This is a genomic window from Paenibacillus monticola (assembly GCF_009664975.1).
Lineage (GTDB): Bacteria > Bacillota > Bacilli > Paenibacillales > Paenibacillaceae > Paenibacillus_AQ > Paenibacillus_AQ monticola.
In genome coordinates this window covers 135117-161514 of the sequence record NZ_WJXB01000011.1, presented here as the reverse complement: position 1 = coordinate 161514, position 26398 = coordinate 135117, and the positions used below count along the sequence as shown (strand labels likewise).

Here is a 26398-nt window from a genome sequence, read left to right as displayed (position 1 = left end):
GCAAACGTTTGCACTACGCAACTCCATTAAAATTTGATCAGGAGGTTGTTTATTTGTTACGGAAAAAAACTAGGAGTTTAGTTTCTTGGGTGATTATTTTTGCGTTATGCTTTAGCTTGTTCGGCTTATCGGGCGGGGCTTCGGCCAGTAATACTGATTATACAGTCACCTATACAAATTCTACTGCGGCAGCTGTGACACTGCATTGGTCCACGAATAATTGGACGAATACTACAGACACGGCTATGTCCAAGAACGGGACCACGTATACGGCGAACATCAACGTCCAGGAAGGTGCCACACTAATTTATTGTTTTCATATTACTTCTCCAACGGATAGCTGGGATAGCAATGGTGGGAAGAACTGGACGGTCATTATTCCTGTTGCCGGGAAATACGAAGCCGAGAGCGCAGCCTTATCAGGCGGTGCAAAAATAAGTTCGAACCACACTGGATATTCGGGAACCGGTTTTGTTGATGGATTCACAGCTACCGGAGCAACAACAACTTTCACCGTTCAGTCTTCCTCCTCAGCTGCGTATAATGCTACTCTCCATTACGCGAATACGACTGGCAGTGCCAAGAAAATTTCCATTTACGTCAATGGAGCAAAGGTAAAACAGATAGCTCTGGCGAACTTGGCAAATTGGGATACATGGGGGGACCAAACAGAAACACTCTCCTTACTGGCGGGGAATAATACAATTGCATACAAATACGACGCGGATGACAGTGGGAATATCAATTTCGACTATGTGACCGTCTTGGCTGGGTCCACTCCAACGGCTACCGCAACACCAAGTGCGACACCTACACCAACAGCTATTGTAACGCCCACTCCAACACCAACACCAACACCAACACCAACACCAACACCAACACCAACACCAACACCAACACCAACACCAACACCAACACCAACACCAACACCAACACCAACACCTATTGTAACGCCCACTCCAACACCAATTTCGGCTGGCTTAACGGTGCACTTTAAGAAACCCGCAAGCTGGAGTTCATCGATCCGAATCCATTACTGGAATCTGAGTCCGACAACTGTTCCTACAAGTGGCACGTGGCCGGGAATTCTAATGAATTCCGACGGAAACGAATGGTACAGCTATACTATTGCCACAGCTACGGGTGCAAGTATTATCTTTAATGACGGAAGTGGCAAACAGACGGCCGACTTGTCCCGCAGTGTGAAAGAAGGCTGGTACTACGCAGATAACGTATGGTATGATGCCAATCCGGACATTCCCAAGCTTCCGGTAATTTCAGTATCACCTGTGCCCAAAACTTACGATTCATCCCAAACAGTGACGCTTTCCAGTACCAACAGCGGCGATAAAATTTACTATACGACTGACGGATCGGCGCCTTCGGTATCATCGACCTTGTATACCTCCCCATTCCAGGTTGCTTCCTCATTGACCGTCAAAGCCTTTGGTATTAACTCCATCGGTCAAACGGGCAGTGTAGCCTCTTTCGCTTATGTGATTGACCTGAATGCGGATCTGCAAGCTCCAACAATCACAGCGAATTTGCCTGTTGGGAATTCTGCATCTTCGGTTACCGTATCTTTCAATCTGAAAGATAACAAGGCGGCAACGACTACTGCTTACTATACGGAAGATGGTAAGGAACCATCCACAAGCTCTAAAGTCTACATCTCTGGCAATGCATTGATTGGCTTGACCGGACCCTCCATTCTTGTCTCCAAGACTACGACTTTGAAATTTCTTGTTATAGACGGCGCCGGCAATCAAACTGCACAGAGCTTTGTCTACAACATTGGAAACTCGGGTGATTTCCGAGAAGACAGCATTTACTTCGTGATCACATCCCGGTTCTATGATGGCGATTCTAGCAACAACGTGCATGCATGGGATGATGCCAAGGCGGGGAATCCGGACTCGGACCCAGCTTGGAGAGGGGACTTTAAGGGGCTGATTCAAAAGCTCGATTACATCAAGGCCCTCGGATTCAGTGCCATCTGGATTACACCTGTTGTGCAGAATGCGAGCGGTTATGATTATCATGGTTACCACGCTATTAATTTTGCCAAAGTAGATCCAAGGTATGAATCGACCGGAGCTTCCTATCAGGAGTTAATCAACGCGGCACATGCCAAAGGGCTGAAGATTATTCAGGATATCGTCGTCAATCATACCGGTAATTTCGGTGAAGAGAATCTGTTTCCTATGTTCAAAAAAGATGCGACTAAGGCAGACACAGTTAGCAACTTGATCAAAATATCAACTCAACTGCCGTCGAACTATAATTCCATGACCCCTGATCAGCAATATCAGGCAAGGCTGACTTTAATGAAGACCGCAGAAACTAATAATAATATCTACCATACCGAAAAGAGCCTTTCCTGGGAGTCTTATACCGTACAGACAGGACAGATTGCCGGAGACTGCGTGGACTTAAACACGGAAAATCCTGTAGTTGATCAATATTTGATTGACACCTATAACCAATACATTGACATGGGTGTGGATGCTTTCCGTGTCGATACGGTGAAGCATGTGAGTCGATATATTTTCAACAAATACTTTGTTCCTGCCTGGAAGACAAGAGGCGGCTCAGACTTCTATGTCTTTGGTGAGGTGGCTACCCGTTACAGAGATGTCTGGAACAGCGGGATTCCGGCGATTTCAACGCCATTCTATACGTGGAAAGATTCGAAATCATATCCGGGTGACGGGAAAAATGATTACGCTTCCAATAAGTTATCCGTTGAACAAGAATGGGCAGATAATGCTACCACAGCAGGACAGCCAACTTCGAACAATGCTTTTTTAAATGGCAATACCTATCATGCACCGGATTATTCGATGAAATCGGGTATGGATGTAATTGACTTTCCAATGCATTGGGCATTCAAGACCGCTCAGGAAGCATTCAGTATGAGAAGTGGTGACCAATATTATAACGATGCTACTTGGAATGTAACCTATGTCGACTCTCATGACTATGCACCCGATCAAGCTCCGGAAAATCAAAGATTTGCAGGTACACAGGATACTTGGGCAGAGAATCTCGATCTGATGTTCACCTTCCGCGGAATACCCGCTATCTTCTATGGAACTGAAATTGAATTCAAAAAAGGGGCGGTCATCGATCCGGGTCCAAACGCACCGCTCAGCTCAACAGGTCGTGCTTACTACGGTGACCACATGGAGGGCAGTGTTACAGTTCAAGATTATGGGAAATATACCAATGCCAGTGGGACACTGGCGGAATCATTGAATTATCCGCTGGCGAAACATATCAGACAACTCAATTTAATCAGAAGAGCGGTTCCGGCTTTGCAAAAAGGCCAGTATTCAACAGAGAATGTAACGGGCAACTTGGCGTTTAAAAGAAGATATACCGACAGTGCCAAAGGCATTGACAGCTTTGCATTGGTTACGATTTCGGGAAACGCTACGTTTACCGGAATTCCTAATGGGACTTACGTGGATGTAGTGACTGGTGATGTCAAAACTGTTACAAACGGCACTATTACACTGACTTGCTCCGGCAAAGGAAACGCAAGGGTATATGTATTGAATGGAAGCGGTGGAATTGGAGAGACGGGAACCTACCTGAAGTAGGCTGTAGTATGTCTTAATTGAAAGAAGCAATCCTATTCCGGTATTCTACTGGACTGAGATTGCTTCTTCATATTACAGTTATAGATGAACGGATGGTTTGGACATGATCTATCCATTTGAAGACCTGTTATTTATTGAAAAGAAGAGCTAGAAAGGAAGGTGTAACAAGTGAAGGTCTACGAATTAAATGTTAGTCTAGAAACTATAAGATTAGCTGCTGTGAAAAGTGAAGTGATGTCAATTCATCCTATAGGATCTGATTTTAATGGAGAATCGAAGATTAAGGGATGGTGGCCCATCCAAGTTGAGACTCTTCACAAAAATACTTATAGCGATTTTCCGTACTATTTAACAGAGATACCGCTGGTATCAGAAAAAGTTAAACGGATTCTTGAGCCATATATAGCAGATGAAGTAGAGTTTTTACCGTTAATCCATGAAGGAAAGAATATATATATGGTAAATGTAATAAATATTTTAGATTGCATAGATTGGCAAAGTTCGGAGGTTGACTGGTTCAAAGAAAAGTATTTTATGGGTTTTATTAAACTGAGATTTAATTTCTCAAAAATACCCAACAATATCTATTTGTTCAAGATAAAGGAAACATCTGGAACGAGAGTATATATCACAGATGCATTCAAAGAATTAATTGAACGCAATCATCTCCAAGGATTGGATTTGTCTGTAGTATACGATTCAGATTTTACAGAAGAAAAGGAACAGGAACAGCAACAAAATTATGAAGCAGCGTTGCAGGCTATTGAGAATAGCAAGGGTCCGGAGTTTTCCTATGAAGAAGCCGAGCTAAGAGTAGATCAGAATAAAGCCGTTGCCAGTGGGAAATGGAGAATGCAGCTGGATGACAAAGGAAACTTTTGGTTAGGGGATTTGACACTTGAGCTAACTTACAGCTGGGTGAGACCGGTATATATTCCGCCAATTCTGTTAGGGTACCAGTGGCATGAGACTGAAAGGTCCAAATTCTAATTCAATCATCCATGGAAGATTGACAGAAATAAGGCCGCTGGCTATACTTGAAATGTTAAAATGAAAATCGGACAAAACGTTGATGAAATGAAGTACGCCAAGATAATGGCTTCCTCAGAGAACAGGTTCCTTTACGAAAGAGTTCGTAATGGCTGCGAGAACCTTGAAGACTGGCTGGCGGAAAGCTGATTTCGGAGTGTGAGGACAAGCTCACCGGGGGTTCCCGTTAACAGCCGCGACAAGGCGATCGTCTGCAATTGTCTCGTAATAATATACGGGTCAAGGCGATAACCAGGGTGGTACCGCGATATTAATCGTCCCTGAATTCTCAGGGGCGTTTTTTTTGTTTTTCGGCGTATGTGCCGCATTAAATATGTAGACGGGGGCTGTACATTATGAAAGCAAGTGAAATCCGTTCTAAATGGCTGCAATTTTTTGAAAGTAAAGGTCACAAGATTGAACCCAGCGCGTCGCTCGTTCCCCATAACGATCCTTCGCTGCTCTGGATTAACGCAGGTATGGCACCGCTGAAGGCCTACTTTGATGGCCGGGAGGTTCCAGAGAATCCGCGGCTGGCCAACTCGCAGAAATGTATTCGTACCAATGATATCGAGAACGTCGGCAAGACGCGCCGCCACCATACTTTTTTTGAAATGTTGGGCAACTTCTCCATCGGCGATTACTTCAAGGAAGAAGCGATTACCTGGGCTTGGGAATTCCTGACGGGCAAAGAGTGGATTGGCTTCGATCCGGAGCGCATTTCTGTGACCGTGTTTCATGAGGATGAAGAAGCCTTTAAGCTGTGGAACGAAAAAGTGGGACTGCCTGCTGAACGTATCATAAAACTGACAGATGATAATTTCTGGGATATCGGTGAAGGCCCTTGCGGGCCCTGCTCGGAAATCTTCTATGACCGTGGCGTTGCCTACGGCAGCGACATGTCGGACCCGGAAATGTACCCTGGTGGAGAAAATGAACGTTGGCTCGAAGTTTGGAACCTAGTATTTTCACAGTTTAACCATAACAAGGACGGCAGCTATACACCGCTTCCTAATAAGAATATTGATACGGGTGCTGGTCTGGAACGCTTTGCTTCCATTTTGCAGGATGTGGATTCCAACTTCGACACGGATCTGTTCCAACCTATTATTCAAAAAACCGCTCAGCTCGCTGGCATAACCTATAAAGACAATCTGGAACAGGATATCGCGCTTAAAGTCATCGCTGACCATGTGCGTACGGTTACTTTTGCTGTCGGTGATGGTGTACTTCCTTCTAATGAAGGACGCGGTTATATCATCCGCCGTTTGCTGCGCCGTGCTGTCCGTTACGGCAAGACGTTGGGACTCGATCGTCCTTTCCTGCATGTGCTTACTGAAACTGTTGGTGAAGTTATGGGCGTTTACTATCCATCTGTAGTGGAGAACCGTGAATATATCGCGAAGATTATCCGTACGGAAGAGGAACGTTTCCATGAGACCTTGTCTGACGGACTGGCTATTCTGGGCGAGATTAGTGCCAAAGCCAAAGCGGATGGACTTCCCACAATCGCGGGTGCCGATGCGTTCAAGCTGTATGATACGTATGGCTTCCCGTTCGATCTGACGGAAGACTTTGCGGCTGAGCAAGGCCTTACGGTAGACCGCGAAGGTTTTGATTCAGCCATGCAGGAGCAACGCGAACGTGCGAGAGCCGCACGCCATGATGGCGGAAGCATGAAGATACAGGGCGGAGTTCTGGGTGAATTGACGGTTAAAAGCGAATTTGTTGGTTATAATGACTCGGTAACAGAGTCGGAAATTATGGCAATCGTGCTTGATGGTGTATTGGTGGATGTGGCTGGCGAAGGTGCAGAGTGCCAAGTTATATTGGGCACAACACCATTCTACGCGGAAAGCGGCGGACAAGTGAGCGATACCGGCGTGCTGACTGGCGGTTCTGTGACCGCTAAGGTGAAAGGGCTGTTCAAAGCTCCACACGGACAGCATGTTCACCTAGTAACCGTGGAAGCTGGAGAGTTAAGAGTGGGTGATACTGTCCGCGCTGAGGTAAATCGTGCACAGCGTGAGGATATCGTGAAGAATCATACCGCGACTCATCTGCTACACAAAGCTTTGAAGGAAGTACTTGGCGGTCATGTGAATCAGGCCGGTTCTTTAGTAGAAGGCGCACGTTTGCGCTTCGACTTCTCGCATTTCGGGGCCATTACCCCAGAAGAATTGAGCGACATTGAGCAGCGTGTGAATGCGCAGATCTGGCGCGGTTTAGATGTAGTTATTGAGAGCAAACCGATTGATGAAGCCAAGGAAATGGGTGCAATGGCGCTCTTCGGCGAAAAATATGGCAACATCGTCCGTGTCGTTCAGGTTGGCGATTACAGCTTGGAATTATGCGGTGGCTGCCATGTCGCAAATACTGCACAGATTGGCATCTTCAAGCTGCTTAGCGAGAGCGGGATCGGCTCCGGTGTGCGCCGGATCGAGGCAGTAACCGGACGTTACGCTTATCAGTTTACAGAAAGCCAGCTTGATCTGCTCAAGCAGTCGGCAGGACTATTGAAATCGTCGCTGAATGATGTTCCGAAACGGATTGAAGCTTTGCACGCTCAAGTTCGTGAGCTTTCGCGTGAGAATGAATCGCTGCAGGCCAAGCTGAGTGTTACCTTTGCAGCTGAACTGACAGGAAGCGTGAAGACTGTAGGCGAGGGGACACAACTACTAGCTGTTTCCGTTCAAGCTGGAAATATGGACGCGCTGCGGACTACCGTGGATGAACTGAAATCCAAGTTGCCTGATGCCGTGCTGGTGATAGGCGCAGCTATGGACGATAAAGTGAATTTTGTCGTAGTTGTACCGCAAGAGCTGGTGAAAAAAGGCTTCCATGCTGGCAAACTGGTGAAGGAAATTGCTGCAGTCTGTGGTGGCGGTGGCGGTGGACGCCCGGATATGGCACAGGCTGGTGGCAAGGATGCTTCCAAGCTGGCTGAGGCACTGACTAAAGCTGAAGAACTTGTGGCCGCGCTGGCGTAGCAGCTTGTCGTATTTTCACGGAAATACGCGGTTGACAATAGCTTGAAAACCAAAAAAATCATTATTTTTGTGGACAAAATGCCAAAAAAAGCGTTATTTTCGGGCAGGATTTCCTCGTTGGACCCTGAATATGTTATGATGAAGGCAGCAAGTAAGCTGTACAGCAGCAACTTTGCGAAGGCGCCTATAAGGGTGATTTTGCAGAAGGAAGGTGTCACAAATGGACTCCATGGACAAAACAGTCAAATTCAATGTGAAGGGCGATGAAAAGGAAGCTTCTCCCCAGGAAATACTGCTCGCCGTATACGATGCACTGGTGGAGAAAGAGTACCATCCGATCAATCAGATCGTGGGGTATCTTCTTTCCGGAGATCCGGCTTACATTCCGCGCCACAACAATGCGAGAAGTTTGGTCCGGAGAAAAGAACGTGATGAGCTGATTGAAGAATTGGTCCGTTTCTATCTTGCCAATCATCGGGTGGATAACACCAAATGATGAAGAAGTTAGGTTTGGATTACGGCGACCGTAGAATCGGAGTCGCCACAAGCGATATTTTCGGTTGGACTGCGCAATCGCTTGAAGTTATTGAGCGGCGTGGTAACGGCAATGAATTTGTACGTATCCGTGAACTCGTCAAGGAGCACGAAATCGGAGAGATTGTAGTGGGTCTGCCGAAGAATATGAACGGTTCTATAGGCTTCCGTGGTGAGATCTGCATAGAGTTTGCTGACAAGCTGCGGGAGGAATTACAATTGCCCGTACACCTTTGGGATGAGCGTCTGACGACGGTATCCGCACAACGGGTACTGATTGAAGGGGACGTCAGCCGGAAGAAACGCAAAGGGCTTGTAGATAAAATGGCTGCAGCCCTGATTTTGCAAAATTTTTTGGATGCTAATAGTAAAAGGTGAGGGGTGCGCGGATATGACAAACGAGCAGATTGGCCAAGAGGAAGAACCAGAGATCATCTATATTCCTGATGAGGAAGGTAATGAAGAGGAATTCGAAGTCATCATGAAATTTGAGGTTGATGGTTCGGATGCCAAATATATGATGGTGGTTCCGCTGGATTCCGAGGACGAGGAAACGGACGAGGTTTACGCGTTCCGTTATGAGGAAGAAGGCGACGATCTGCAGCTGTTTATGATCGATAACGACGAGGAGTGGGCGATCGTCGAAGAGACGTTCAATACACTGGTAGACGAGCTGGATGGAGAAGAGGATAATGACTGATTTTTCTGCTGATCAAGTGGTATGGTCGTCCAAGCTCAAAGAAACTTATGGAGAAACAGTAGAACTGGAAGATGAGCAGGGCGAGTCTTCCGTTTACAATATTATCGCAGAATTTGAGATAGGTGATCGTGGTTATGCGGTACTGGGAAGCCCCGGAAAAGATATAGAAGATGAGATCATGCATATTGTGTTCTCTCCTGATGGTTTGCCGGAGCTCGAAAGTATCGAGGACGATGAAGAGTGGGAAGACATCTCGGAGCTGTACGATGAGCTGACTTTTCCCGGCGATGATGCGTAAATAAGACCACATGTATCTTACATTTAGGGGTAACGCGGAAGAGAGCGGAGATTTCCGCTCTCTTTTTGCTGGGAATATAAGAGCTTATTGGCTTCATTAGAGCCTTCCCATGAAATATATGTTGAATTTAAGACAATTCAATTTTATACTTTAGTTTCGGAAAGTGAGGAGACACACTTGAAATCCGTTATTCGCACTGTGCTAATTCTTATTCTTTTGCTGGTAGCAGCAGGAGGGGGTGGGGCATGGTACATTTGGAATGGAATGCAGCCGGTCGAGCCTGCAGGGCCAGCCGTTACATTTACGATAGAAAAGGGCATGGGAAGCGCGGAAATTGCGGACCTGCTTGAGCATAATGGCATCATTCGTAAGAGTCTTTTTTTTAAAGGTTATTTAAAATGGAGTAAGGAAGGTTCGTTGTTCAAGGCAGGTACTTATACGGCCAGTCCAGGTGACACCTATGACGATCTCATTACCAGGCTGAATCAGGGCGATGTAGTGAAGACGGAAATGGTCAACTTCACGATTCCTGAAGGATTTACGGCTGATCAGGTTGCAGCCAAGCTTGCTACTGCCTGGAATCAGGATGCTACTGTTTTTCTGGGACTCCTCAATTCAGGTGCGGGATTAACAGAAGCTGATGTTCTGGGTATACCGCAGGATCAGAAGCTTCGGCACCGCCTTGAAGGATACTTGTTCCCGGAAACCTATGAATTGGCTAAGGACAGTACTCCGCAGGAGATTGTGGAGGCTATGCTTGAGCAGCTAACGAAGAAGCTGGATACGATTCCAGACTGGCGCCAGAAGCTGAAGGAGCGGGGAATATCTCTGCATAAGCTTTTGACAGTGGCTTCGCTTGTGGAGCGGGAGGTAGTTGTGGACTCGGAGCGCCCGCTTGTAGCAGGTATTATCTATAACAGGCTGGATGAGGGGCAGAAGCTGGAGATTGATGCGACCGTACAGTATTTGTTGGAGAAGCAGAAAGCGAGATTGTACAACAAGGATTTGAAAGTCGACAGCCCTTATAATACGTATAAGTATGCTGGTCTTCCTCCGGGACCTATCAGCAATCCAGGGTTAGCGTCTATACAGGCGGCGTTGGAGCCTAAAGCTTCTGACTATTTCTACTATGTTACTAAAAAGGACGGCACTCAGGGCCATTTGTTCGCCAAGACTTACAAGGAACATTTAGCCAATATTGAAAAAAGCAAACAATCCGCGCAATAAACTATTAAAATAAAGAGTGGTGCTTACAAATGATTAAGAAACCGGAGCTGTTGGCAACGGCAGCTTCCTTGGAAGAAGCGGCTATATTGCTGAATGCTGGAGCGGATGCGCTGCTGATCGGGGATGACCGTTTCGGGATGAGATTAGCTGGACATTTCTCGCTGGACGATACAGCAGCAGTGATAGACATGGCACATGCACGAGGCTGCAAAGTATACTCCAGTCTGGGAGGACTGATGCCTAATCGTCTGCTGGACGAGCTTCCTATCTATGTATTGGCAATTGGAGCTCTTGGGATCGATGGTGCTGAATTCGGTGATCCCGCCGTGCTGGCAGCCGTGAAGCAGGAAGCACCAAGCCTGAAGCTGCATTGGAATGCTGAAATGACCTCCACTAATTATGCCACGGCGAATTATTGGGGCCGTAAGGGAGCTTCGCGGGTCGTACTGGCCCGTGAGCTGAACATGGAGGAAATGACGGAAATGGTGCCATTGCTGGAAGTGGAGGCACAGGTTCAGGTCCACGGCATGACGAATATTTATCATTCCAAGCGCAAGCTTGTACAGAGCTATATGTCTCATCAAGGTCGCCCTAGTGATGGGGGGAGCCTTGGCAAGGAACGTGGTCTCTTTCTGATTGAGGCGGAACGCCAGGATGAGAAATTCCCGATCTATGAGGATGAGAATGGTACACATATTATGAGCTCAGACGATATTTGTATCTTGGAGGATCTTCATATTCTGATGGAGGCTGGTGTACAGAGTCTCAAAATAGAAGGTCTATTGAAGCCGATTGCCTATAATGCGGCGGTTGTAAAGGCGTACCGCAAGGCTATTGACCTTTATGCTGCTGATCCGGAAGGGTATGCTTTCCAGGAGGAGTGGCTTGACGGAATCAAAGGTCTGCAGGACCCGGAGCGGGAGCTTTCGTTCGGATTCTTTTATAAAGAACAAGTATTTTAATTGGAAGGGGAGAACAGGAATGGGAACCATGACAAAGCCGCAGCATAAGGGCAAACGTTACCGTCTGGACAAACCGGAGCTCCTCGCTCCGGCAGGTAATTTGGAGAAGTTGAAATTCGCCGTGCATTATGGCGCGGATGCAGTTTATATCGGGGGGCAGAAATACGGCCTGCGTTCAGGAGCAGATAATTTCAGCTTCGAGGAAATGCGTGAAGGTGTGGAATTTGCCAAGAAATATGGTGCTAAGGTATTTGTCGCAACGAATATTTATGCTCACAATGAAGATATCGCCGGAATTGAAGAATACCTGCGTAACTTATATGAAGTCGGCATCGCTGCTATTATTGTTGCAGACCCTGTTATTGTGGATACAGCGCGTCGCTTGGTACCGGGCTTAGAGGTGCATCTCAGCACCCAACAGTCCACTTTGAACTGGCAGGCTGTGGCCTTCTGGAAGGAAGAAGGTCTGCCACGTGTTGTATTGGGTCGGGAGACCAGCCTGGAAGAAATCGCCGAGATTAAAAAGCATGTCGATATCGAAATCGAAAGCTTTATTCATGGCGCGATGTGTTCCTCTTATTCTGGACGCTGCACGCTGTCCAATCACTTCACAGACCGCGATTCCAATCGCGGTGGCTGCTGTCAATCCTGCCGCTGGAAATATGACCTGTTCGAGGATGCGCGTCCTGAAGGTCCTTGGGTGTCAGAGGAAGAGCAGGCCGAGGCGCAAGAATCTCCAGAGCCTTTGCTGCCGGGTGTGACTCAGCTCCCACTGCATCAACCGGAGGATAATCCTTTTTCGATGGGATCTAAGGATCTGTGTATGCTCGAAAGCATCCCTGAGCTGATTGAAGCAGGTATTGACAGCTTTAAGATTGAGGGCAGAATGAAGTCCATCCACTATGTGGCTACGGTCGTCAATGCCTATCGTAAGGCTATTGATGCCTACATGGCAGACCCTGAGGGCTATGAACTGAAGCAGGAATGGCTGGATGAGCTGAACAAGGCGGCGAACCGTCCGCTGAATACAGGATTTTTCTATGATACACCGGATCATGAGGATCATATTTATGAGCCTGAGGAAAAGGCGACTCCTTTTGATTTTGCAGGATTGGTCTTGGAGTATGATGCAGACAACGGTACAGCACTGATTCAGCAGCGCAATAATTTCAAGCCTGGACAGCAGGTGGAGTTCTTTGGTCCGAATAATACACTGTTCAAACAGACTGTGGGAGAACTGTGGGATGAGGAAGGCAATGTGCTCGATGCTGCCCGCCATCCGTTGCAGCGTGTACGACTGAAAGTGGATCAGCCAGTAGCCTATTTTGATATGATGCGGAAGAGAAAGTCTTCCTGATTATCTTCAGAGAGGTTCCCTATTATTAAGAGAACCTCTCTATTTTCTTGGGGAATTATTAAAAAAAAGCTAAAAGATATAAAAAATCACATAAAATTCTTCGAAAATCTAAGATATAAGAGCTGAGAAGCCGATATATATTCTAGTTAACGCTTACATACATCCTCAAAACTAACTGGCAGGTGATCTTAATGGCGACTCCTAGACAGGAGAGTAAGAAGGAAGATAAGAAAGAAAGAAGGATTAGAGTGGTTAAGAAAAATGAGAAGTCGGCGATAGTACAGGAAGCAGAGACTAACTCTATGGGCGAAGCGCCTACAACAAACAGTGGTAAGTTGAAAAAGGGGTTTCGAAAGATATCACAGCTAGACTATAAGAGTACACTACGGGGCTCGGTAGGGCAGATGAAGAAAGTCAATCCAGTGAAGTCGGTTGGAGTGAAGCTCTTTTTGATCTTTTTATGCTCAATCGTTATTGTAGTGCTGGCGCTTGGCATCTTGTCCTATACCAAAGCAAAGAATACGATCAAGAATAATGTATCAGAGGCTAACCGCCAGACCATTATTCAGACCTCAGAGAAGCTGGACATTATGCTTAAGCAGTATGAGAATCTAGCGCTTCAGATGTTTTTCGATCCACAGACTCAGACTCAACTGTCTGAGTTGAAGGCTGCAGCAAGCAATTACGATAAATTTGTAGCTACGGACGCAATCAGCAAGAAGCTTACCAGCCAGACAACAGCGGACACTAATATAGTTAGCATTACATTAGTACCCGACAACGCTGACATGGATATTATTACAAGTGGCAGCTCAGGCCTTAAACTAGATGGCATAAGAGAGCAGGCCTGGTTTAAACAGGCAGTGGCCAATACGAAAGATTATCAACCTTATTATTCAACGGAATCGAAAAGTGCCCTGAACTACTGGTTCTCGACATCCGTCCAAGGCAATGGCGAGAAAAACGTTGCTATGGCACGCTCGCTCAAGAATCTTGGCGAAAACACAGGTTATGTAGTACTGCTTGAGATGAAGAATAAAGTACTGGAAGACGCCTTCACAAGCGTCAAACTGGGAGATGGATCCCATATTCAACTTGTCACAGCAGAGGGAACTGTAGTAGCCTCTAATTCTCCAGAAGCAGATGGAAAACCATCGGTATATGGTTTTATTAAGGATAGCAAGACCAACAGCAACAGCCAGGAAACAACGGATGCAGATGGGGAAGATCTACTGGCCGTGTTTAATCCGATGCAGAAAGCCGATTGGAAGCTGGCAGGTGTAGTTCCAACGGGTGAACTTGTGAAGGAAGCCCGTCCGATTCTGATGACCACCTTTATTGCCGCTGGTGCAGCGGCGCTGTTGGCTGTTCTGATCGGATTTTGGATGGTTCGCATGATTGCTCGCCCATTGGCCCATCTTAAGGATCTGATGGTTCAGGGTGCAAAGGGTGATCTAAGCGTACGTACGGAATATACATCATCTGATGAAATAGGCCAACTATCCACTTCATTTAACATTATGATGGGACGTATTACAGAGCTTGTATCGCAGACGACAGAAACGGCCCGCGATGTGCTTGAAACCGCAGGCGAACTTGGCGATGCTTCACGCAAAACAGCGATATCTGCGCGGGAAATTGCTTCAGCAACAGAAGAGATTGCCAATGGAGCAGGCAGTTTGGCACTTGAGGCCGAACGTGGCAGCGATCTGACAGATCTGATCGGAACGCAAATGCAAACTGTGATTTCTGCTAACGCAGAGATGGACGAAGCGGCACGCAGTGTTGGAGAAGCCAGTGGACAGGGAGCATCTCAGCTGGAAGTGCTGCTGGATCAGACAGGCCGTACCGGAGAAATGACTGGTGCTCTTGTAGAGCGGGTTAACAATCTGAAAGAAACGGTCTTCTCAGTAATCAAGGTGCTGGATGTTATGAAGAACATCACGCAGCAGACCAATATTTTATCTCTGAATGCGACGATAGAAGCTGCACGAGCAGGCGAAGCAGGACGGGGCTTTATGGTTGTTGCAGGCGAAGTCCGGCAGCTGGCTGATCAGTCCAAGCAATCTATTGCGCTTGTTGCTGGTATTACAGATAAGATAATGGAAGAAATGAATCTTACCGTAGCAGCGTTGTCAGAGGTTGCGCCGCTCTTTAAACAGCAGATGAGCTCTGTGAAGAGTACGAGTGATATCTTTATATCCGTCAAAGGGCAGATGAATGACTTCATTACGAGTCTGGAGTCAGTGACAACAGCGATTAGCAGTCTGAATCATTCGCAGGGTGTATTATCTGAAGCAATGGGCAATGTCAGTGCGGTAGCGCAGCAATCATCGGCGACATCGGAAGAAGTGGCCTCACTCAGCAACGAGCAACAAAGTGTGAGTGATCATCTTGTATCATTGTCCGGCAAGCTGGAGAGTGCTTCTGGCCAATTGAAGGACAAGCTGTCACTGTTCACCATTTAATAAAGCTAACAGGAATTACTGTTAGCTAGTTGTTCCCAATAAACCGCTTCTTCCTCGTGAAGAAGCGGTTTATTGTTGTGTAATGAAGCACTTCCCCGTATAATAATTTTGTTAGGTATTTGTTATGATTTGATAAAAAGTTAGGTAAATTGCCTTGAGGAGAAAGACCCAATGAAAGTTAAACGTAATTTCAGCTGGTGGTCCATTATTGCGGACATGAGCATGGAACGCAAGCTACTCCTCGTGTTTTTAATTATTATTACACTCCCGCTCTCCTTCATCAGTGTAATCACCTACAAGAGTTATTCGGGGTCCATCCAAGGAAACACCATTGCTTATTCGGAGAAATTAATCGATCAAATGATGGATGGAATAGATGATTATATTGAGGATATGAAGCGTATTTCATCAATGCCAGCCTATGTAAATGATATTAAGCAGAATCTGATCCGTTCGAACCGCTATTATGAACAAAAAAATATAATGGGTGGTAGTAGCGGCAGCGCCTCGTTGTCTCCTGGTGATTTCGATTTACTGCTGTCCATCCAGCGAGGGATCGAAGGGAATATCTCCTTTATTAACAATATCAAGAGTGGTGCGAACTCGGTTTACATTTTTGATGGGTATGGCAATGGATATTATTCGGCCAAGGATGGGGGTGTACGCCTTGATCTGAAAGAGAGCTATAAGTTTTGGAGCGAGCAAACCAAAGATTCCAATGGAGAAGCATTGTTGTTCGGTACTCAGGCGTATACGAGTAATCTACAGAGTACACGTTATGCATTTACCGTAGTTCGTAAAATTGTTGATGGACTGTGGAATCCAATTGGGCTGATCGCAGTGGAAGCCAACATTAGCAACATGGAGAACCAGGTTACTGAGCTGGATAATGTAACCCACGGCAAGTCGCTGATTGTTGATGAGAAAGGTACAGTGGTCTATGACAGTGATAAATCGCTGCTCACTACCGATATTTCTCATTCTGAGCTATTTCAGAAGGCCGCAGGCATTGCCGGAAGCTTCTACGATACTGTAGACAACGAAGAACGGCTAAATATATATTCTAGTTCGACCAAAACCAACTGGAAGGTGATCATCTCCATTCCGGTTGATGAACTGACCCGAGATGTGAAGGTAACCCGCAATGTAACGCTTGCTGCTACGTTAAGTATTATTGTATTGGCCCTTATGATCTCGATTATTCTATCCTTTGCCTTGACCAAACCGCTCACGCAAATGATTCAGCTGATGAAAAAAGTGCAGGGTGGCGACCTCGATGTGACGTTTAGAGTGCAACGGCGGGACGAAATCGGCCTGCTAGGGCATCAGTTCAATCGAATGCTGGCCCGCATCAGGCAGCTGATTCAGGATATTTACCAGATTGAAGAGCAGAAGAAGGAAGCGGAGCTGCAGGCGCTGCAGAGTCAGATCAATCCACATTTTATCTATAACACGCTTGAATCGATCCGGATGACTGCTGAACTTAATGATGATATCGAAGCCGCTGATATGATCTCCATCCTAGGCAAGCTGCTCCGATATAGTACAAGCGATGTGACTAGCAGAACAACGATGAAGCAGGAGCTTGGCTATGTACGCAATTATGTGGAACTGCTTAACTGCCGTTACCCTAACCGGTTCCTGCTGCAGATCGATGTTCCGCCGGAGCTCGACAATTACTCTATTATTAAGCTAGTCTTTCAACCCATTATTGAGAATGCCGCATACCATGGTCTGGATGATAGCAAGTCGCAGATGCATCTAAGCATCAAATGTGAGTATACGGAGAACATGTTGCTTTTTCATATCCGAGACGATGGCTGCGGTATGGATGAGGCTACCTTGGACAAGCTTAATACCGCTATGGAGAAGGAAAGCCCACCGAAGAAAAGTATCATCGGGGGTATCGGTATGAAAAATGTGCATCAGCGTGTACGGCTTCATTATGGAGCAGCATACGGCATTAAGGTATACAGTGAGCCTGGAAACGGTACCGATGTTATCCTATCTCTACCACTGTTGGAAGCAGAACCTATGTTGGGATGAAAGAGTCAGTGAATGAGAGGAGATTGTCCGCTTGAAGGGGATGAGAATACGTTGGACTACAGTGCTGCTGCTCTTTCTGCTGGCGACAGGTTGTGAGAGCCAGAACAACAAACAGATAGCATCTACACCGTCTCCAACCGGAGACCAGGGAATATCCAGACTGTCAGGCAATATAGTCATGCTGACGAACCGGATCGATCTGATTGAGAATGGAGCTTTTCAAGGCTATGTGGACCAGTTCAAACAAAAATATCCGCAAGCCAACGTGGAATTTGAAGGCCTCTCCAATTACGCAACGGATATTCTGGTGCGCCTGTCTACAAGGGATGCTGGTGATGTACTGTTGCTTCCCGTTAATCTGCCAGCAAAGGAATTGGATTATTTCTTCGAGCCGTTGGATGAAGCTACATCTGCACATGAACGTTTCACTACATTTGCTACATACGGCGGTAAAAGATACGGACTATCGACAGGAACCACTACTAGTGGCATTGTCTACAACAAACGGGCGTTTGAACAAGCGGGTATTCTCGAAATCCCTAGAACGCTTGATGAATTCTATGCAGCTTGCGCCAAGCTGAAGGAGGCCGGAATAACGCCGCTTTATATGAATTATGGAGCCGTCTGGCCGCTGCGAGAATGGGGCAATAATCTGGTCAACTATATGACCGGGAACGCTGAGTATCTAAATAATATGGTGAGCGAGGATAGTCCATGGCAGCTAAACAATGAATGGGGCAAGTCGTTGTCCATTGCCAGAACAATGATTGCGAAAGGTTATGTGGAGGATCAGCTGTTCTCGAACAATTGGGAAATATCCAAGACCAAGCTGGCCAAGGGCGAGGTGGGTATGTATCTGCTCGGGAACTGGACGATCCGCCAGGAGTTTGACGCGGGGGCTTCACCGGACGATATTGGATTCTTCCCTTTTCCTTATGATAATAGCAGTACACATTATGTCTCACTCAATCCGGATTGGTTCGTCGGTGTCAGCAAGTTCAGTAAGAACAAGGAGCTTTCCATGGCTTGGCTGAATTTTTTTGTGAAAGAGACCTCATATACAGCAGATTGGGGTTTTCTACCCGCAGACAGTTCAGCAGAGCCTTCTTTGCCGCAATATCGTGAGTTCATGTCCTATAAGCCTAAGCTTGTTGAGGCTACTGTGCAGAGTGATGCTTTCATCGAAATGGCAAACCGGGCGAAGCTGTCCTTTTGGTCCGGAGACTATATTCAGGAGCTTATTGCCGCACCGGATTTGCAGAAGTCTTTTGACGAATTGAACGCAAAATGGAAGGAAGCGCGGGCGGAGCTGCAGTAATTATCAATGTCCTGAAATATAGCAATTCAAGAGAATATTGGAGGTAATTACCTATGGCTAAAAAGGTTACGATGCAAAAAATAGCCGATCATCTCGGCGTATCCAAGTTTGTTGTATCCAAATCGCTGTCCGGCAAAGGCGGAGTTAACGAAACTACCAGAGAGCGGGTTATTCAGGCGGCTTCACAGCTAGGTTATTTCACGCAAAAGAACGCGTACGTCCAAAGTATAAAACGTACCGCGCAGGGAGTTGGCAGTGACCGGAACAAGCAATCAGTACTTGTTCTTATGCCTAATATCCGTTCCCAGACCCAGGATTCTCTCTATTGGGGGAAGATTGTGGATGGCATCGCGCTTGCACTGGATAATGAAGGACTCGGCATGGTTATTGTGTCAGAGCACCGTGCGGACAATTTTGTGAATATACTGAATCCAAATGGGATTCTTGGGTTGGTGGGAGTAGGTCAAATTTCTACTTCCTTACTGCTGGAGGTACACCGCATCGGTCTGCCGATGGTACTGATCGATCACGAGGACCCGTTAATCCCGAGCGATACCGTATTTGCTAATAACGTGGATTCCATGTCCAGACTCAGCAATCATCTGATGGGTACCGGCCATACACTGCTGCATTTTATCGGCAATATCCGCTATTCACGCAGCTTCCGTGACCGCTGGATCGGCTTCCGCAGTGCACTTGAGGAGAGCGGGATGAGGCTGCCGATGGAAGATGATGAGATGCTGTTCCTGGAGGGTATGGACGACGGATCATTCCGTGATGAATTTAGGAATTGGATTAATAAAAGAAAAAAAGCAAAGACATTGCCGACAGCTCTAATCTGTGCCAATGATTTCATTGCGCTTACAGTTAGCGAGGTATTAAAGGAAGATGGATTCACACTTCCAGACGATATTTCTGTCACGGGTTTTGATAATATTGAGGATGCCTCACGTGGGGTGCCCCCACTCACAACGGTTCATGTACCCAAAGAAGCGATGGGCCGTGCGGCGGTAGAGAAGCTATTAAGCCGAATCCATAATCCCTCTGCACCTCTGGAAAAGATCCTCATCTCTGCTGATATCGTACACCGTGAATCTGTGATTGAGCCGCGGGGCTAATCATGAAAAAGCTGTACCGTATTAATAATCTGATTTCTGGGTGGGAGATAAACGTGAAGCATGAATTTTCGTTAAAAGAACATTTGCATGAGCTGGAAGAAAGGCTATTGAAGCCAGAAATTCGTACTTCTGTAGAAGAAATTTCAAAATTATTGGCAGACGATTTTTTTGAATATGGAAGTTCTGGTCACGTATGGTACAAAAGCGAGGGGATTGGTGAAGAGGGGATAGGCGTGGTCAGAATGACATTAAGCCATTTTGAGATCCATCCGTTGTCCGAAGAGGCAGTATTAACGACCTACCGAATATTCAATGAGAAATCGTTGCAGCATACTTTGCGAAGTTCAATATGGAAATACAGTCAGAATGGCTGGCAGATGTTCTTCCATCAGGGGACACCTACACGAGCCTGATGTGGTTTCCTAGCTAAGAATATGGTAGATAGAGAGAACAAGGAAAAAGGCGTTCCTCCAGCAGATCGCAGCTGGAGGAATGCCTTTTTATTAAGCAGAATGGAAGGTTAAGTTTGAAATTGAAAGTAGTTTAAAGTGAATGACTTCAGCCTACAGCTGCAAATTCCGGTCAATCAAAGATATCCGCTGCTGCACACAAGCATAAGAACGAAGTGGATCTTCAGGTGTGTTCAGCACATAATCGAGCATTTGGTCAACAGTAGTAGTAGCCACATGAATACGGGTATCAGAGGAAGCGTAGTACACATAGATATCACCGTTGTCACGGGCAATTACACCGTTGCAGAATACAACGTTCGATACGTCGCCGACACGTTCTTCACCATCAGGAGCGATGAAATGTCCACCTGGGGAGTGTGTTATCTTGTTAGGCTCCAATAGATCAGAGAGGAAGGCATAGAGGACATAGCGCAAGCCAGCAGCTGTATTCCGCACGCCATGAGCGATGTGCAGCCAGCCTTGTGCGGTTTTGATTGGAGCAGGTCCTTGACCATTCTTCACTTCTTTGATGGTGTGGTAGTGACGCTCATCCATAATGCTTTCACTTGTAATTAAAGCATCTTCAATGGTGTCAGAAAGTCCCCAGCCGATACCACCGCCTGAACCCGCGTCGATAAAACCGTCCTGTGGGCGGGTGTAGAAGGCATATTTCCCTTCAACAAATTCAGGGTGCAGTACAACATTGCGCTGCTGTGCGGAGCCGGTCTTCAGGTCGGCCAGACGTTCCCAAGTCTTCAAGTCCTTCGTGCGGGTAATTCCGCACTGGGCTACTGCACTGGAGAGATCTCCGTGCGCCGCTACCGGATCTTTGCGCTCTGTGCAGAACAAGCCATAGATCCAGCCATCCTCATGGCTGACCAACCGCATGTCGTAGACGTTAACATCAGGCACATCAGTCTCAGGCAGCACGACTGGGTGATCCCAGAAACGGAAGCCGTCTACACCACTGTCGCTTTCAGCGACTGCGAAGAAGGATTTACGGTCATTACCTTCTACGCGGGCCACGATATAGAATTTGCCGTTTAACTCGATGGCTCCCGGATTAAAGATGCCGTTCACACCGATTCTTTCGGCAAAATACGGATTGCTGTCCGGATTGAAGTCGTAACGCCAGATCAGTGGTGCATGTTCTGCTGTGAGCAGTGGATGCTGGTAACGGTCATAAGTGCCATTGCCGTAAGGTACTTTCTCATTTTTAAGTTCGATCAAAGCCTCATACTTTTCGGTTAATTGCTGTTTGCGCGCTTGAAATACGGAAGTCATTGTCAGTTCCCCTTTGTAATTAATGATAATCGATGAATCATTTCGAAGCAGGCTCGGCTGTTATGGTAAGGACATTTCCAAGCGCTTACTTTGGGCTCGTGCGCCATCGGACGCAGATGCTCGTCCACACCCCAGTTCCATTCACCTAACTTGTGGTCAACCATATAGGTATCAATAAAAGACCAGGCAGCTTTAGCTGCATCTGCGAACTTTGTTTCACCTGTTAGCTGATAGGCATTATAGAAGCCAACAACGGCTTCAGCCTGCGGCCACCAATCCTTCTCCTTGTTGATTAGGCCGTTGTGATCAGCCTCATTCCATATTCCGCCGTCATTAGCTACGCCGTCAGCAAGAACCGCCTCTGCCATCGAGATCGCCACTGTGCGCACCCGCTTAAGCAATTCCTTGTCTCCAAGCGTTTCAGCAGCTTCTACCAACAGCCAGCTACCCTCGATATCATGACCGTAAGAGATGCGGTCAGACTTGATATTCCATTCCTCGTCCAGGAATAGATGAAAGTGTTGTCCTCGTTCATCGATGATATGCTCAAGCATCGTATCAATCAGCTCACCTAGCTTGTCTCGCAATTCTGTGGATTTCCAGACCCGGTAGAGTCCGGTGTAGGCCTCTAGCACATGAAGATGTGTATTCATCGACTTCTTCTCATTCATATCCTTGGTGCTAAGACTGAGGTCGTCCGTCATTTGCCAATCCCGTGAGAGGGCTTCAATATAACCTTTATAAATAGGATCATAGCCGTATTTCTCAATAATATGGAACAGTTGAATCGCTTCTTCCAGAACCTCCGGGCGCTCGGTTGCATGATAGAACTCCGCTAGTGCATATACGGCAAAAGCTTGGCCATAGATCTGCTTCTTAGGTTGGGAAGGTGAACCTGTAGCATCAACCATCCAGAACAACCCGCCGTATTCTTTATCCGCGAAATGCTTCAGCAAATAGGCGTAGGCGCGTTCCGCTATAGTTAGATATTCTGGGAGCTGATATAAACGGTAAGCGCTCGCAAATGTCCACAGAATACGAGCATTAAGGACGAGGCTTTTCTCGGCTCCGGCAATAATGTTCAGCTTGTTATCAATCTCACCGATAAAGCCGCCATGTTCTTCATCTATCGTATGTTTCATCCAGAAGCCAAGAATATTATCCTGCAGTTCCTTCTCTAGCTGGGACAACCATAGTACAGAGGGATTAGTCATTGTGGTTAAGTTCACTCCTTTAGCTTACTTATGGGTCTTGGTGGTAAAGTATTCTTTAATGAGGGTAGCGGCTTGCTTGCCATACATGCAGTAATCGTCATTGTGTGTGGCTTCCTCAATGGGATAGAGACGAGCAGGCCAATCCCAGAGCATAAAGCCCTGAACCCATTCTCTAGCTTCACAACTGCTGAACATTACCTCATAGAAACGATTCTGCTCCTCTTCACTCGGTTCGCCCTTTAAACCCCAGTCATTAGGAATGGCTGCGCTGCCAATGCGGCTCGGACATCCTGCTTCCATGAAAAAGAAAGGTTTATCATGTGATTTCACCACTGCCTCAATGCGGTCAAGCTGGGCTTCCCAGTCTTGTTCCGGATAATAACCGCTAGAGGAAATAACATCGAGTGCATCCCACCATGTTACATTGTCCTCTTGATACTTGTCACAATTGTAGGTAATTGTACCAGAGTAGATTTTGCGGACTTCGGCGATCAACGTGCGCCATTCCTCTGCCCGTCTGTCTGCTTGCACCAGCTCACAGCCGATGCAGAACATCTCGCAGCCGGTTTCTTCTGCGATAGCAGCAAAGTGTAAGATAAAATTAGTATAAGAGCTGAACCACTGGGACCATTTAGGTTCGCAGGGAACATCCTTATCGAAAAAGTTGATATGGGCGCGCCAAGTGCCGTCTGCACAATTTACAATCGGCTTCAGGCATACCTTAAGCTGAAGTGCTTTGGCCTTGCCGATGGCCCACTTTACCTCATCATCGCTAACCGTTGGTTCTTCCCAATAAGGAATTTCCGTAGCTTGCGGAGTAGCCTGAAGGGCACTAAAGGCGATTGCCGTCCAGTTAGCTCCGGTGACCGAGGACATTAACTCCATCGAGCGTTCAGCCTCGTCAGTACTCCATGTTCCACGTCTGCCCATGAAGCCCCAGGTTATGCCGCCGATATATTCATTCTGCAATGACATTGGGAACCCTCACTTTTGATAGATTATTAAAAGACTAATGAAAGATATTTTGTTATATTGTTATTATAATTTTGTTATTTAATAATAACAATACACCTTAGTTATATACTTTTTCGAGTATGATTTCAAGGGGGAAATGCTTAAAGTAAATACAAGACTATAAAAGAGCAATACAGCACATTTGCTAATGAAAGTTTGAAGCCTATAATTAGGGCAATAGCGTATTCATTGGGCGGAATACTACAACTGGGGGTGATTCTCTAATGATCAAAGTCATGATTGCGGACGATGAAGAAGTCATTCGTAGAGGCCTTGCGAAGATTACTTCCAGAATGGATTTGGAAGTTGAAGTCATCGGATCGTATGGAAACGGTCAAGAGGCTTGGGAGCATCTGGCGAAATTAGGTCCAGAAGATATTGATCTGCTGATCACTGACATCAAAATGCCCAGAATGGATGGCTTCAAGCTCATTGAGCAAGTTAGAGGGAGCATGAAGAATGTTTCTATCGCAGTACTTAGCGGTTTTAGCGAATTCGAATATGCGCGGCGGGCGATACGGCATGGTGTGCTTGATTATCTGCTTAAACCGATTGATAAGACTCAATTATACGAACTGCTTAAGAGAGTAGACGAGGAGAAGAAGAAGCCACCGGAGCCAGAGCGTGAACAAATAGTGATCCAGGCTGCAGAAGGCGGAGAACATTATGTTGTCGAGCAGACCAAGATTATATTGGAGAAGGAATACGGGCAGAATTTTGAACTGGAGCGCTTGGCAGACACGGTTGGCATGAACGCGAGCTACATCAGCCGACTATTCAAATTCAAAACCGGCCAGACGATAACGGATTATCTGATTGGAATTCGTATTGCCAAGGCCAAAGAGCTGCTGACAGAGCAGCCTGACTTGAAGAATTATGAAATTGCTGAGAAGGTCGGATATAGTGATCCCGTTTATTTTAACAAGCTATTCAAGAAAATGTGCGGCATGACTCCCAAAGATTATAAGAGCGGTTACAGACTAGCCAAAAATGAAATGAATAGATAGTTTGAATAAAGGCTTAATAATAGGAAGCAGTTTTTAGTAGGAGGGCGGAGAGCTCTCTTTTTTTGTTCTGTCAAATACATATAATAACAAGTATTAAATATAACAAAACAAAAATAACAAATTGAAGACCAGAAAAAACAATTGAAACCATCGTTTTACCTTTAAAATAGATTTATAATGTATTTGTAAGCGATATCATCATACAATTTCAAAATAGTTATACGATTTCAGAAACGCTGAATTATTTTATTTTTGGAGTATGGTGATAACAGTTATTATATTTGTTATTATCTGAACAGGATTTGAACTGATGAGAGGGGTCGTACAAGAAATGAAGAAAAGCAAAACAGCAATGGGATTAATGACACTGACGCTCATGGCTAGTCTGTTTGCAGGTTGTTCCTCGAATAACAATGCAAACAATGAGCCGGCAGCAACTACGGGGAATGCAGGAACATCAACGGAGGCAACTACCGCTCCAGCTGATGCAGCCAAGGATATTAAAGGAGATATTACGGTCATCACCCAAAGAACTGATATTGTTGATACCGTATTCAAAGATTATGCCACGAAGTTCAATGAGAAATACCCGGATGTTAAAGTGAACTTTGAAGCACTTGCCACCTACGAAGATCAAATCAAAATCCGGATGAGCACTAACGATTATGGCGATGTTCTGCTATTGCCTACAAGTGTAGCGATTAAAGACCTGCCAGACTTTTTTGAGCCCCTGGGCAAAATGTCCGATCTAGAGCAGCAATATACGGGTCTTGAAGAACGTACTGTAGACGGTATTTCCTACGGAATTCCGATCACAGTGAACTTCTCTGGTGTTATTTATAACAAACAAGTATTTAAAGATGCTGGTATTACAGAAGTTCCAAGAACCATTGATCAATACATGACTGCACTGCAATCTATTAAAGATAAGACTGAAGCCGTGCCATTGTATACAAACTACGCAGCTGGTTGGACATTGACTCAGTGGGAAGCCGATCTGGCGACTGTAGCTGGCGACCGTGATTATGTGAACATTGGTCAAGTGGCCTCCGATGATAACTTTGTTAAGGGACAACCGCATTATGATCTTTACAAAGTCTTGTTCGATGCCGCACAAAAAGGCCTGATTGAAGAAGATCCTACAACAACAGATTGGGAATCCTCCAAAGCAGACCTGGCTAACGGGAAAATTGGTACTATGATGCTCGGATCTTGGGCTATTGGCCAAATCAAAGCGCTTGCAACGAATCCCGATGACATTGGATTTATGCCGTTCCCAACCAATGCAAGCAAAGTTCTTGTGCCTCTTTCCGATGATTATAACCTGGGTGTAAGTATTCACAGTAAAAATAAAGAAGCGGCAAGAGCATGGGTTGACTGGTTCGTTAATGAATCCGGATATCCAACAACTGAAGGCGGCGGTATGAGCCCGGTTAAGGGTGCTGAGCTTCCAGAAATTCTGAAACAGTTTGACGGAACAGAAGTAACTTTCGATACTCTTGCTCCTGCAAAAGCTGGCGAAGAAGGCTGGGTTGACGCTATTGATAAGGATGCTGAAGTTGGCTTATGGCAGCCTGACTTCAAGAAGGTCATTATTGAAGCAGCCATCGGCAACAGAAAAGAATCCTATGATGATATCATGAAAGACCTGAACGACAAATGGAAGGCCTCAAGTGTGAAGATTAAAGCTCAATAATATTCAATAGAGTACAACCTGAGTTTAAGAAAGGGAAGATGCCAGATGGCATTTTCCCCCTTCATTTTTCAATGAGGTT

General features: G+C 46.1%; 20 protein-coding genes. 17 read left to right on the top strand and 3 right to left on the bottom strand.

Features of this window, described 5'->3' with window-relative positions; translation table 11 throughout:
• Positions 1-53: 53 nt before the first annotated feature.
• The 15 genes from GJB61_RS23565 (at position 54) to GJB61_RS23495 (ending at position 20065) form a co-directional block, all read left to right on the top strand.
• Positions 54-3605 carry an alpha-amylase family glycosyl hydrolase gene (locus GJB61_RS23565; protein ID WP_154121471.1) on the top strand — a complete coding sequence of 1184 codons (3552 nt, stop codon included), beginning with the start codon at positions 54-56 and terminating at the stop codon, positions 3603-3605.
• A 168-nt stretch (positions 3606-3773) separates the two neighbouring features.
• Positions 3774-4595, top strand: a complete 822-nt coding sequence (locus tag GJB61_RS23560; RefSeq protein WP_154121470.1) for an imm11 family protein — start codon at positions 3774-3776, stop codon at positions 4593-4595.
• A gap of 395 nt (positions 4596-4990) precedes the next feature.
• Positions 4991-7624, top strand: a complete 2634-nt coding sequence (alaS, locus tag GJB61_RS23555; RefSeq protein ID WP_154121469.1) for an alanine--tRNA ligase — start codon at positions 4991-4993, stop codon at positions 7622-7624.
• Between the two features lie 220 nt (positions 7625-7844).
• Positions 7845-8120, top strand: a complete 276-nt coding sequence (locus tag GJB61_RS23550; RefSeq protein ID WP_154121468.1) for an IreB family regulatory phosphoprotein — start codon at positions 7845-7847, stop codon at positions 8118-8120.
• Positions 8120-8536 (top strand): Holliday junction resolvase RuvX, encoded by a 417-nt coding sequence (gene ruvX, locus GJB61_RS23545; RefSeq protein ID WP_195724452.1) that lies wholly within the window; start codon positions 8120-8122, stop codon positions 8534-8536. The genes GJB61_RS23550 and ruvX overlap by 1 nt, the downstream gene beginning before the upstream one ends.
• A gap of 13 nt (positions 8537-8549) precedes the next feature.
• Positions 8550-8858, top strand: coding sequence for a DUF1292 domain-containing protein (locus GJB61_RS23540; RefSeq protein WP_154121466.1), 309 nt, complete (start codon positions 8550-8552; stop codon positions 8856-8858).
• A complete protein-coding gene (locus tag GJB61_RS23535; RefSeq protein WP_154121465.1) occupies positions 8851-9156 on the top strand; it encodes a DUF1292 domain-containing protein in 306 nt (101 codons plus the stop codon). The genes GJB61_RS23540 and GJB61_RS23535 overlap by 8 nt, the downstream gene beginning before the upstream one ends.
• 177 nt (positions 9157-9333) lie before the next feature.
• Entirely contained in the window at positions 9334-10383 is a 1050-nt protein-coding gene (gene mltG / locus GJB61_RS23530) for an endolytic transglycosylase MltG (protein ID WP_154121464.1), read from the top strand.
• Between the two features lie 29 nt (positions 10384-10412).
• Entirely contained in the window at positions 10413-11345 is a 933-nt protein-coding gene (locus GJB61_RS23525; protein ID WP_154121463.1) for a peptidase U32 family protein, read from the top strand.
• A gap of 19 nt (positions 11346-11364) precedes the next feature.
• Positions 11365-12702: a peptidase U32 family protein gene (locus GJB61_RS23520; protein WP_154121462.1), complete on the top strand. Its 1338-nt coding sequence runs from the start codon at positions 11365-11367 to the stop codon at positions 12700-12702.
• Positions 12703-12893: 191 nt separating this feature from the next.
• Positions 12894-15170, top strand: coding sequence for a methyl-accepting chemotaxis protein (locus tag GJB61_RS23515; RefSeq protein ID WP_154121461.1), 2277 nt, complete (start codon positions 12894-12896; stop codon positions 15168-15170).
• 171 nt (positions 15171-15341) lie between these two features.
• Positions 15342-17216 carry a cache domain-containing sensor histidine kinase gene (locus tag GJB61_RS23510; protein ID WP_154121460.1) on the top strand — a complete coding sequence of 625 codons (1875 nt, stop codon included), beginning with the start codon at positions 15342-15344 and terminating at the stop codon, positions 17214-17216.
• 40 nt (positions 17217-17256) lie between these two features.
• Positions 17257-18534: an ABC transporter substrate-binding protein gene (locus tag GJB61_RS23505; protein ID WP_229522410.1), complete on the top strand. Its 1278-nt coding sequence runs from the start codon at positions 17257-17259 to the stop codon at positions 18532-18534.
• Between the two features lie 53 nt (positions 18535-18587).
• Positions 18588-19652: a LacI family DNA-binding transcriptional regulator gene (locus tag GJB61_RS23500; RefSeq protein WP_154121458.1), complete on the top strand. Its 1065-nt coding sequence runs from the start codon at positions 18588-18590 to the stop codon at positions 19650-19652.
• A gap of 53 nt (positions 19653-19705) precedes the next feature.
• Positions 19706-20065, top strand: a complete 360-nt coding sequence (locus GJB61_RS23495) for a nuclear transport factor 2 family protein (RefSeq protein WP_338116065.1) — start codon at positions 19706-19708, stop codon at positions 20063-20065.
• A 150-nt stretch (positions 20066-20215) separates the two neighbouring features.
• Here the strand turns inward: GJB61_RS23495 and GJB61_RS23490 are convergent, their stop codons facing one another.
• The 3 genes from GJB61_RS23490 to GJB61_RS23480 are packed head-to-tail and all read right to left on the bottom strand — an operon-like array spanning position 20216 to position 23577.
• Positions 20216-21388: a glycoside hydrolase family 130 protein gene (locus GJB61_RS23490; RefSeq protein ID WP_154121456.1), complete on the bottom strand. Its 1173-nt coding sequence runs from the start codon at positions 21386-21388 to the stop codon at positions 20216-20218.
• Between the two features lie 2 nt (positions 21389-21390).
• Positions 21391-22602 carry an AGE family epimerase/isomerase gene (locus GJB61_RS23485; protein ID WP_154121455.1) on the bottom strand — a complete coding sequence of 404 codons (1212 nt, stop codon included), beginning with the start codon at positions 22600-22602 and terminating at the stop codon, positions 21391-21393.
• 24 nt (positions 22603-22626) lie between these two features.
• A complete protein-coding gene (locus GJB61_RS23480; protein WP_154121454.1) occupies positions 22627-23577 on the bottom strand; it encodes a glycoside hydrolase family 113 in 951 nt (316 codons plus the stop codon).
• A 263-nt stretch (positions 23578-23840) separates the two neighbouring features.
• Between GJB61_RS23480 and GJB61_RS23475 the strand changes: the two genes are divergently transcribed.
• Both GJB61_RS23475 and GJB61_RS23470 read left to right on the top strand, forming a co-directional pair.
• Positions 23841-24623: a response regulator transcription factor gene (locus GJB61_RS23475; RefSeq protein WP_154121453.1), complete on the top strand. Its 783-nt coding sequence runs from the start codon at positions 23841-23843 to the stop codon at positions 24621-24623.
• A 331-nt stretch (positions 24624-24954) separates the two neighbouring features.
• Positions 24955-26319: an ABC transporter substrate-binding protein gene (locus GJB61_RS23470; protein WP_154121452.1), complete on the top strand. Its 1365-nt coding sequence runs from the start codon at positions 24955-24957 to the stop codon at positions 26317-26319.
• Positions 26320-26398: the final 79 nt, after the last annotated feature.

Bases quoted from the DNA above. Each gene is read 5' to 3' on its own strand.
- alaS (WP_154121469.1), top strand. From the start codon at position 4,991: ATGAAAGCAAGTGAAATCCGTTCTAAATGGCTGCAATTTTTTGAAAGT.
- GJB61_RS23550 (WP_154121468.1), top strand. From the start codon at position 7,845: ATGGACTCCATGGACAAAACAGTCAAATTCAATGTGAAGGGCGATGAA.
- ruvX (WP_195724452.1), top strand. From the start codon at position 8,120: ATGAAGAAGTTAGGTTTGGATTACGGCGACCGTAGAATCGGAGTCGCC.
- GJB61_RS23540 (WP_154121466.1), top strand. From the start codon at position 8,550: ATGACAAACGAGCAGATTGGCCAAGAGGAAGAACCAGAGATCATCTAT.
- GJB61_RS23535 (WP_154121465.1), top strand. From the start codon at position 8,851: ATGACTGATTTTTCTGCTGATCAAGTGGTATGGTCGTCCAAGCTCAAA.
- GJB61_RS23525 (WP_154121463.1), top strand. From the start codon at position 10,413: ATGATTAAGAAACCGGAGCTGTTGGCAACGGCAGCTTCCTTGGAAGAA.
- GJB61_RS23520 (WP_154121462.1), top strand. From the start codon at position 11,365: ATGGGAACCATGACAAAGCCGCAGCATAAGGGCAAACGTTACCGTCTG.
- GJB61_RS23515 (WP_154121461.1), top strand. From the start codon at position 12,894: ATGGCGACTCCTAGACAGGAGAGTAAGAAGGAAGATAAGAAAGAAAGA.
- GJB61_RS23510 (WP_154121460.1), top strand. From the start codon at position 15,342: ATGAAAGTTAAACGTAATTTCAGCTGGTGGTCCATTATTGCGGACATG.
- GJB61_RS23505 (WP_229522410.1), top strand. From the start codon at position 17,257: ATGAGAATACGTTGGACTACAGTGCTGCTGCTCTTTCTGCTGGCGACA.
- GJB61_RS23500 (WP_154121458.1), top strand. From the start codon at position 18,588: ATGGCTAAAAAGGTTACGATGCAAAAAATAGCCGATCATCTCGGCGTA.
- GJB61_RS23490 (WP_154121456.1), bottom strand. From the start codon at position 21,388: ATGACTTCCGTATTTCAAGCGCGCAAACAGCAATTAACCGAAAAGTAT.
- GJB61_RS23485 (WP_154121455.1), bottom strand. From the start codon at position 22,602: ATGACTAATCCCTCTGTACTATGGTTGTCCCAGCTAGAGAAGGAACTG.
- GJB61_RS23480 (WP_154121454.1), bottom strand. From the start codon at position 23,577: ATGTCATTGCAGAATGAATATATCGGCGGCATAACCTGGGGCTTCATG.
- GJB61_RS23475 (WP_154121453.1), top strand. From the start codon at position 23,841: ATGATCAAAGTCATGATTGCGGACGATGAAGAAGTCATTCGTAGAGGC.
- GJB61_RS23470 (WP_154121452.1), top strand. From the start codon at position 24,955: ATGAAGAAAAGCAAAACAGCAATGGGATTAATGACACTGACGCTCATG.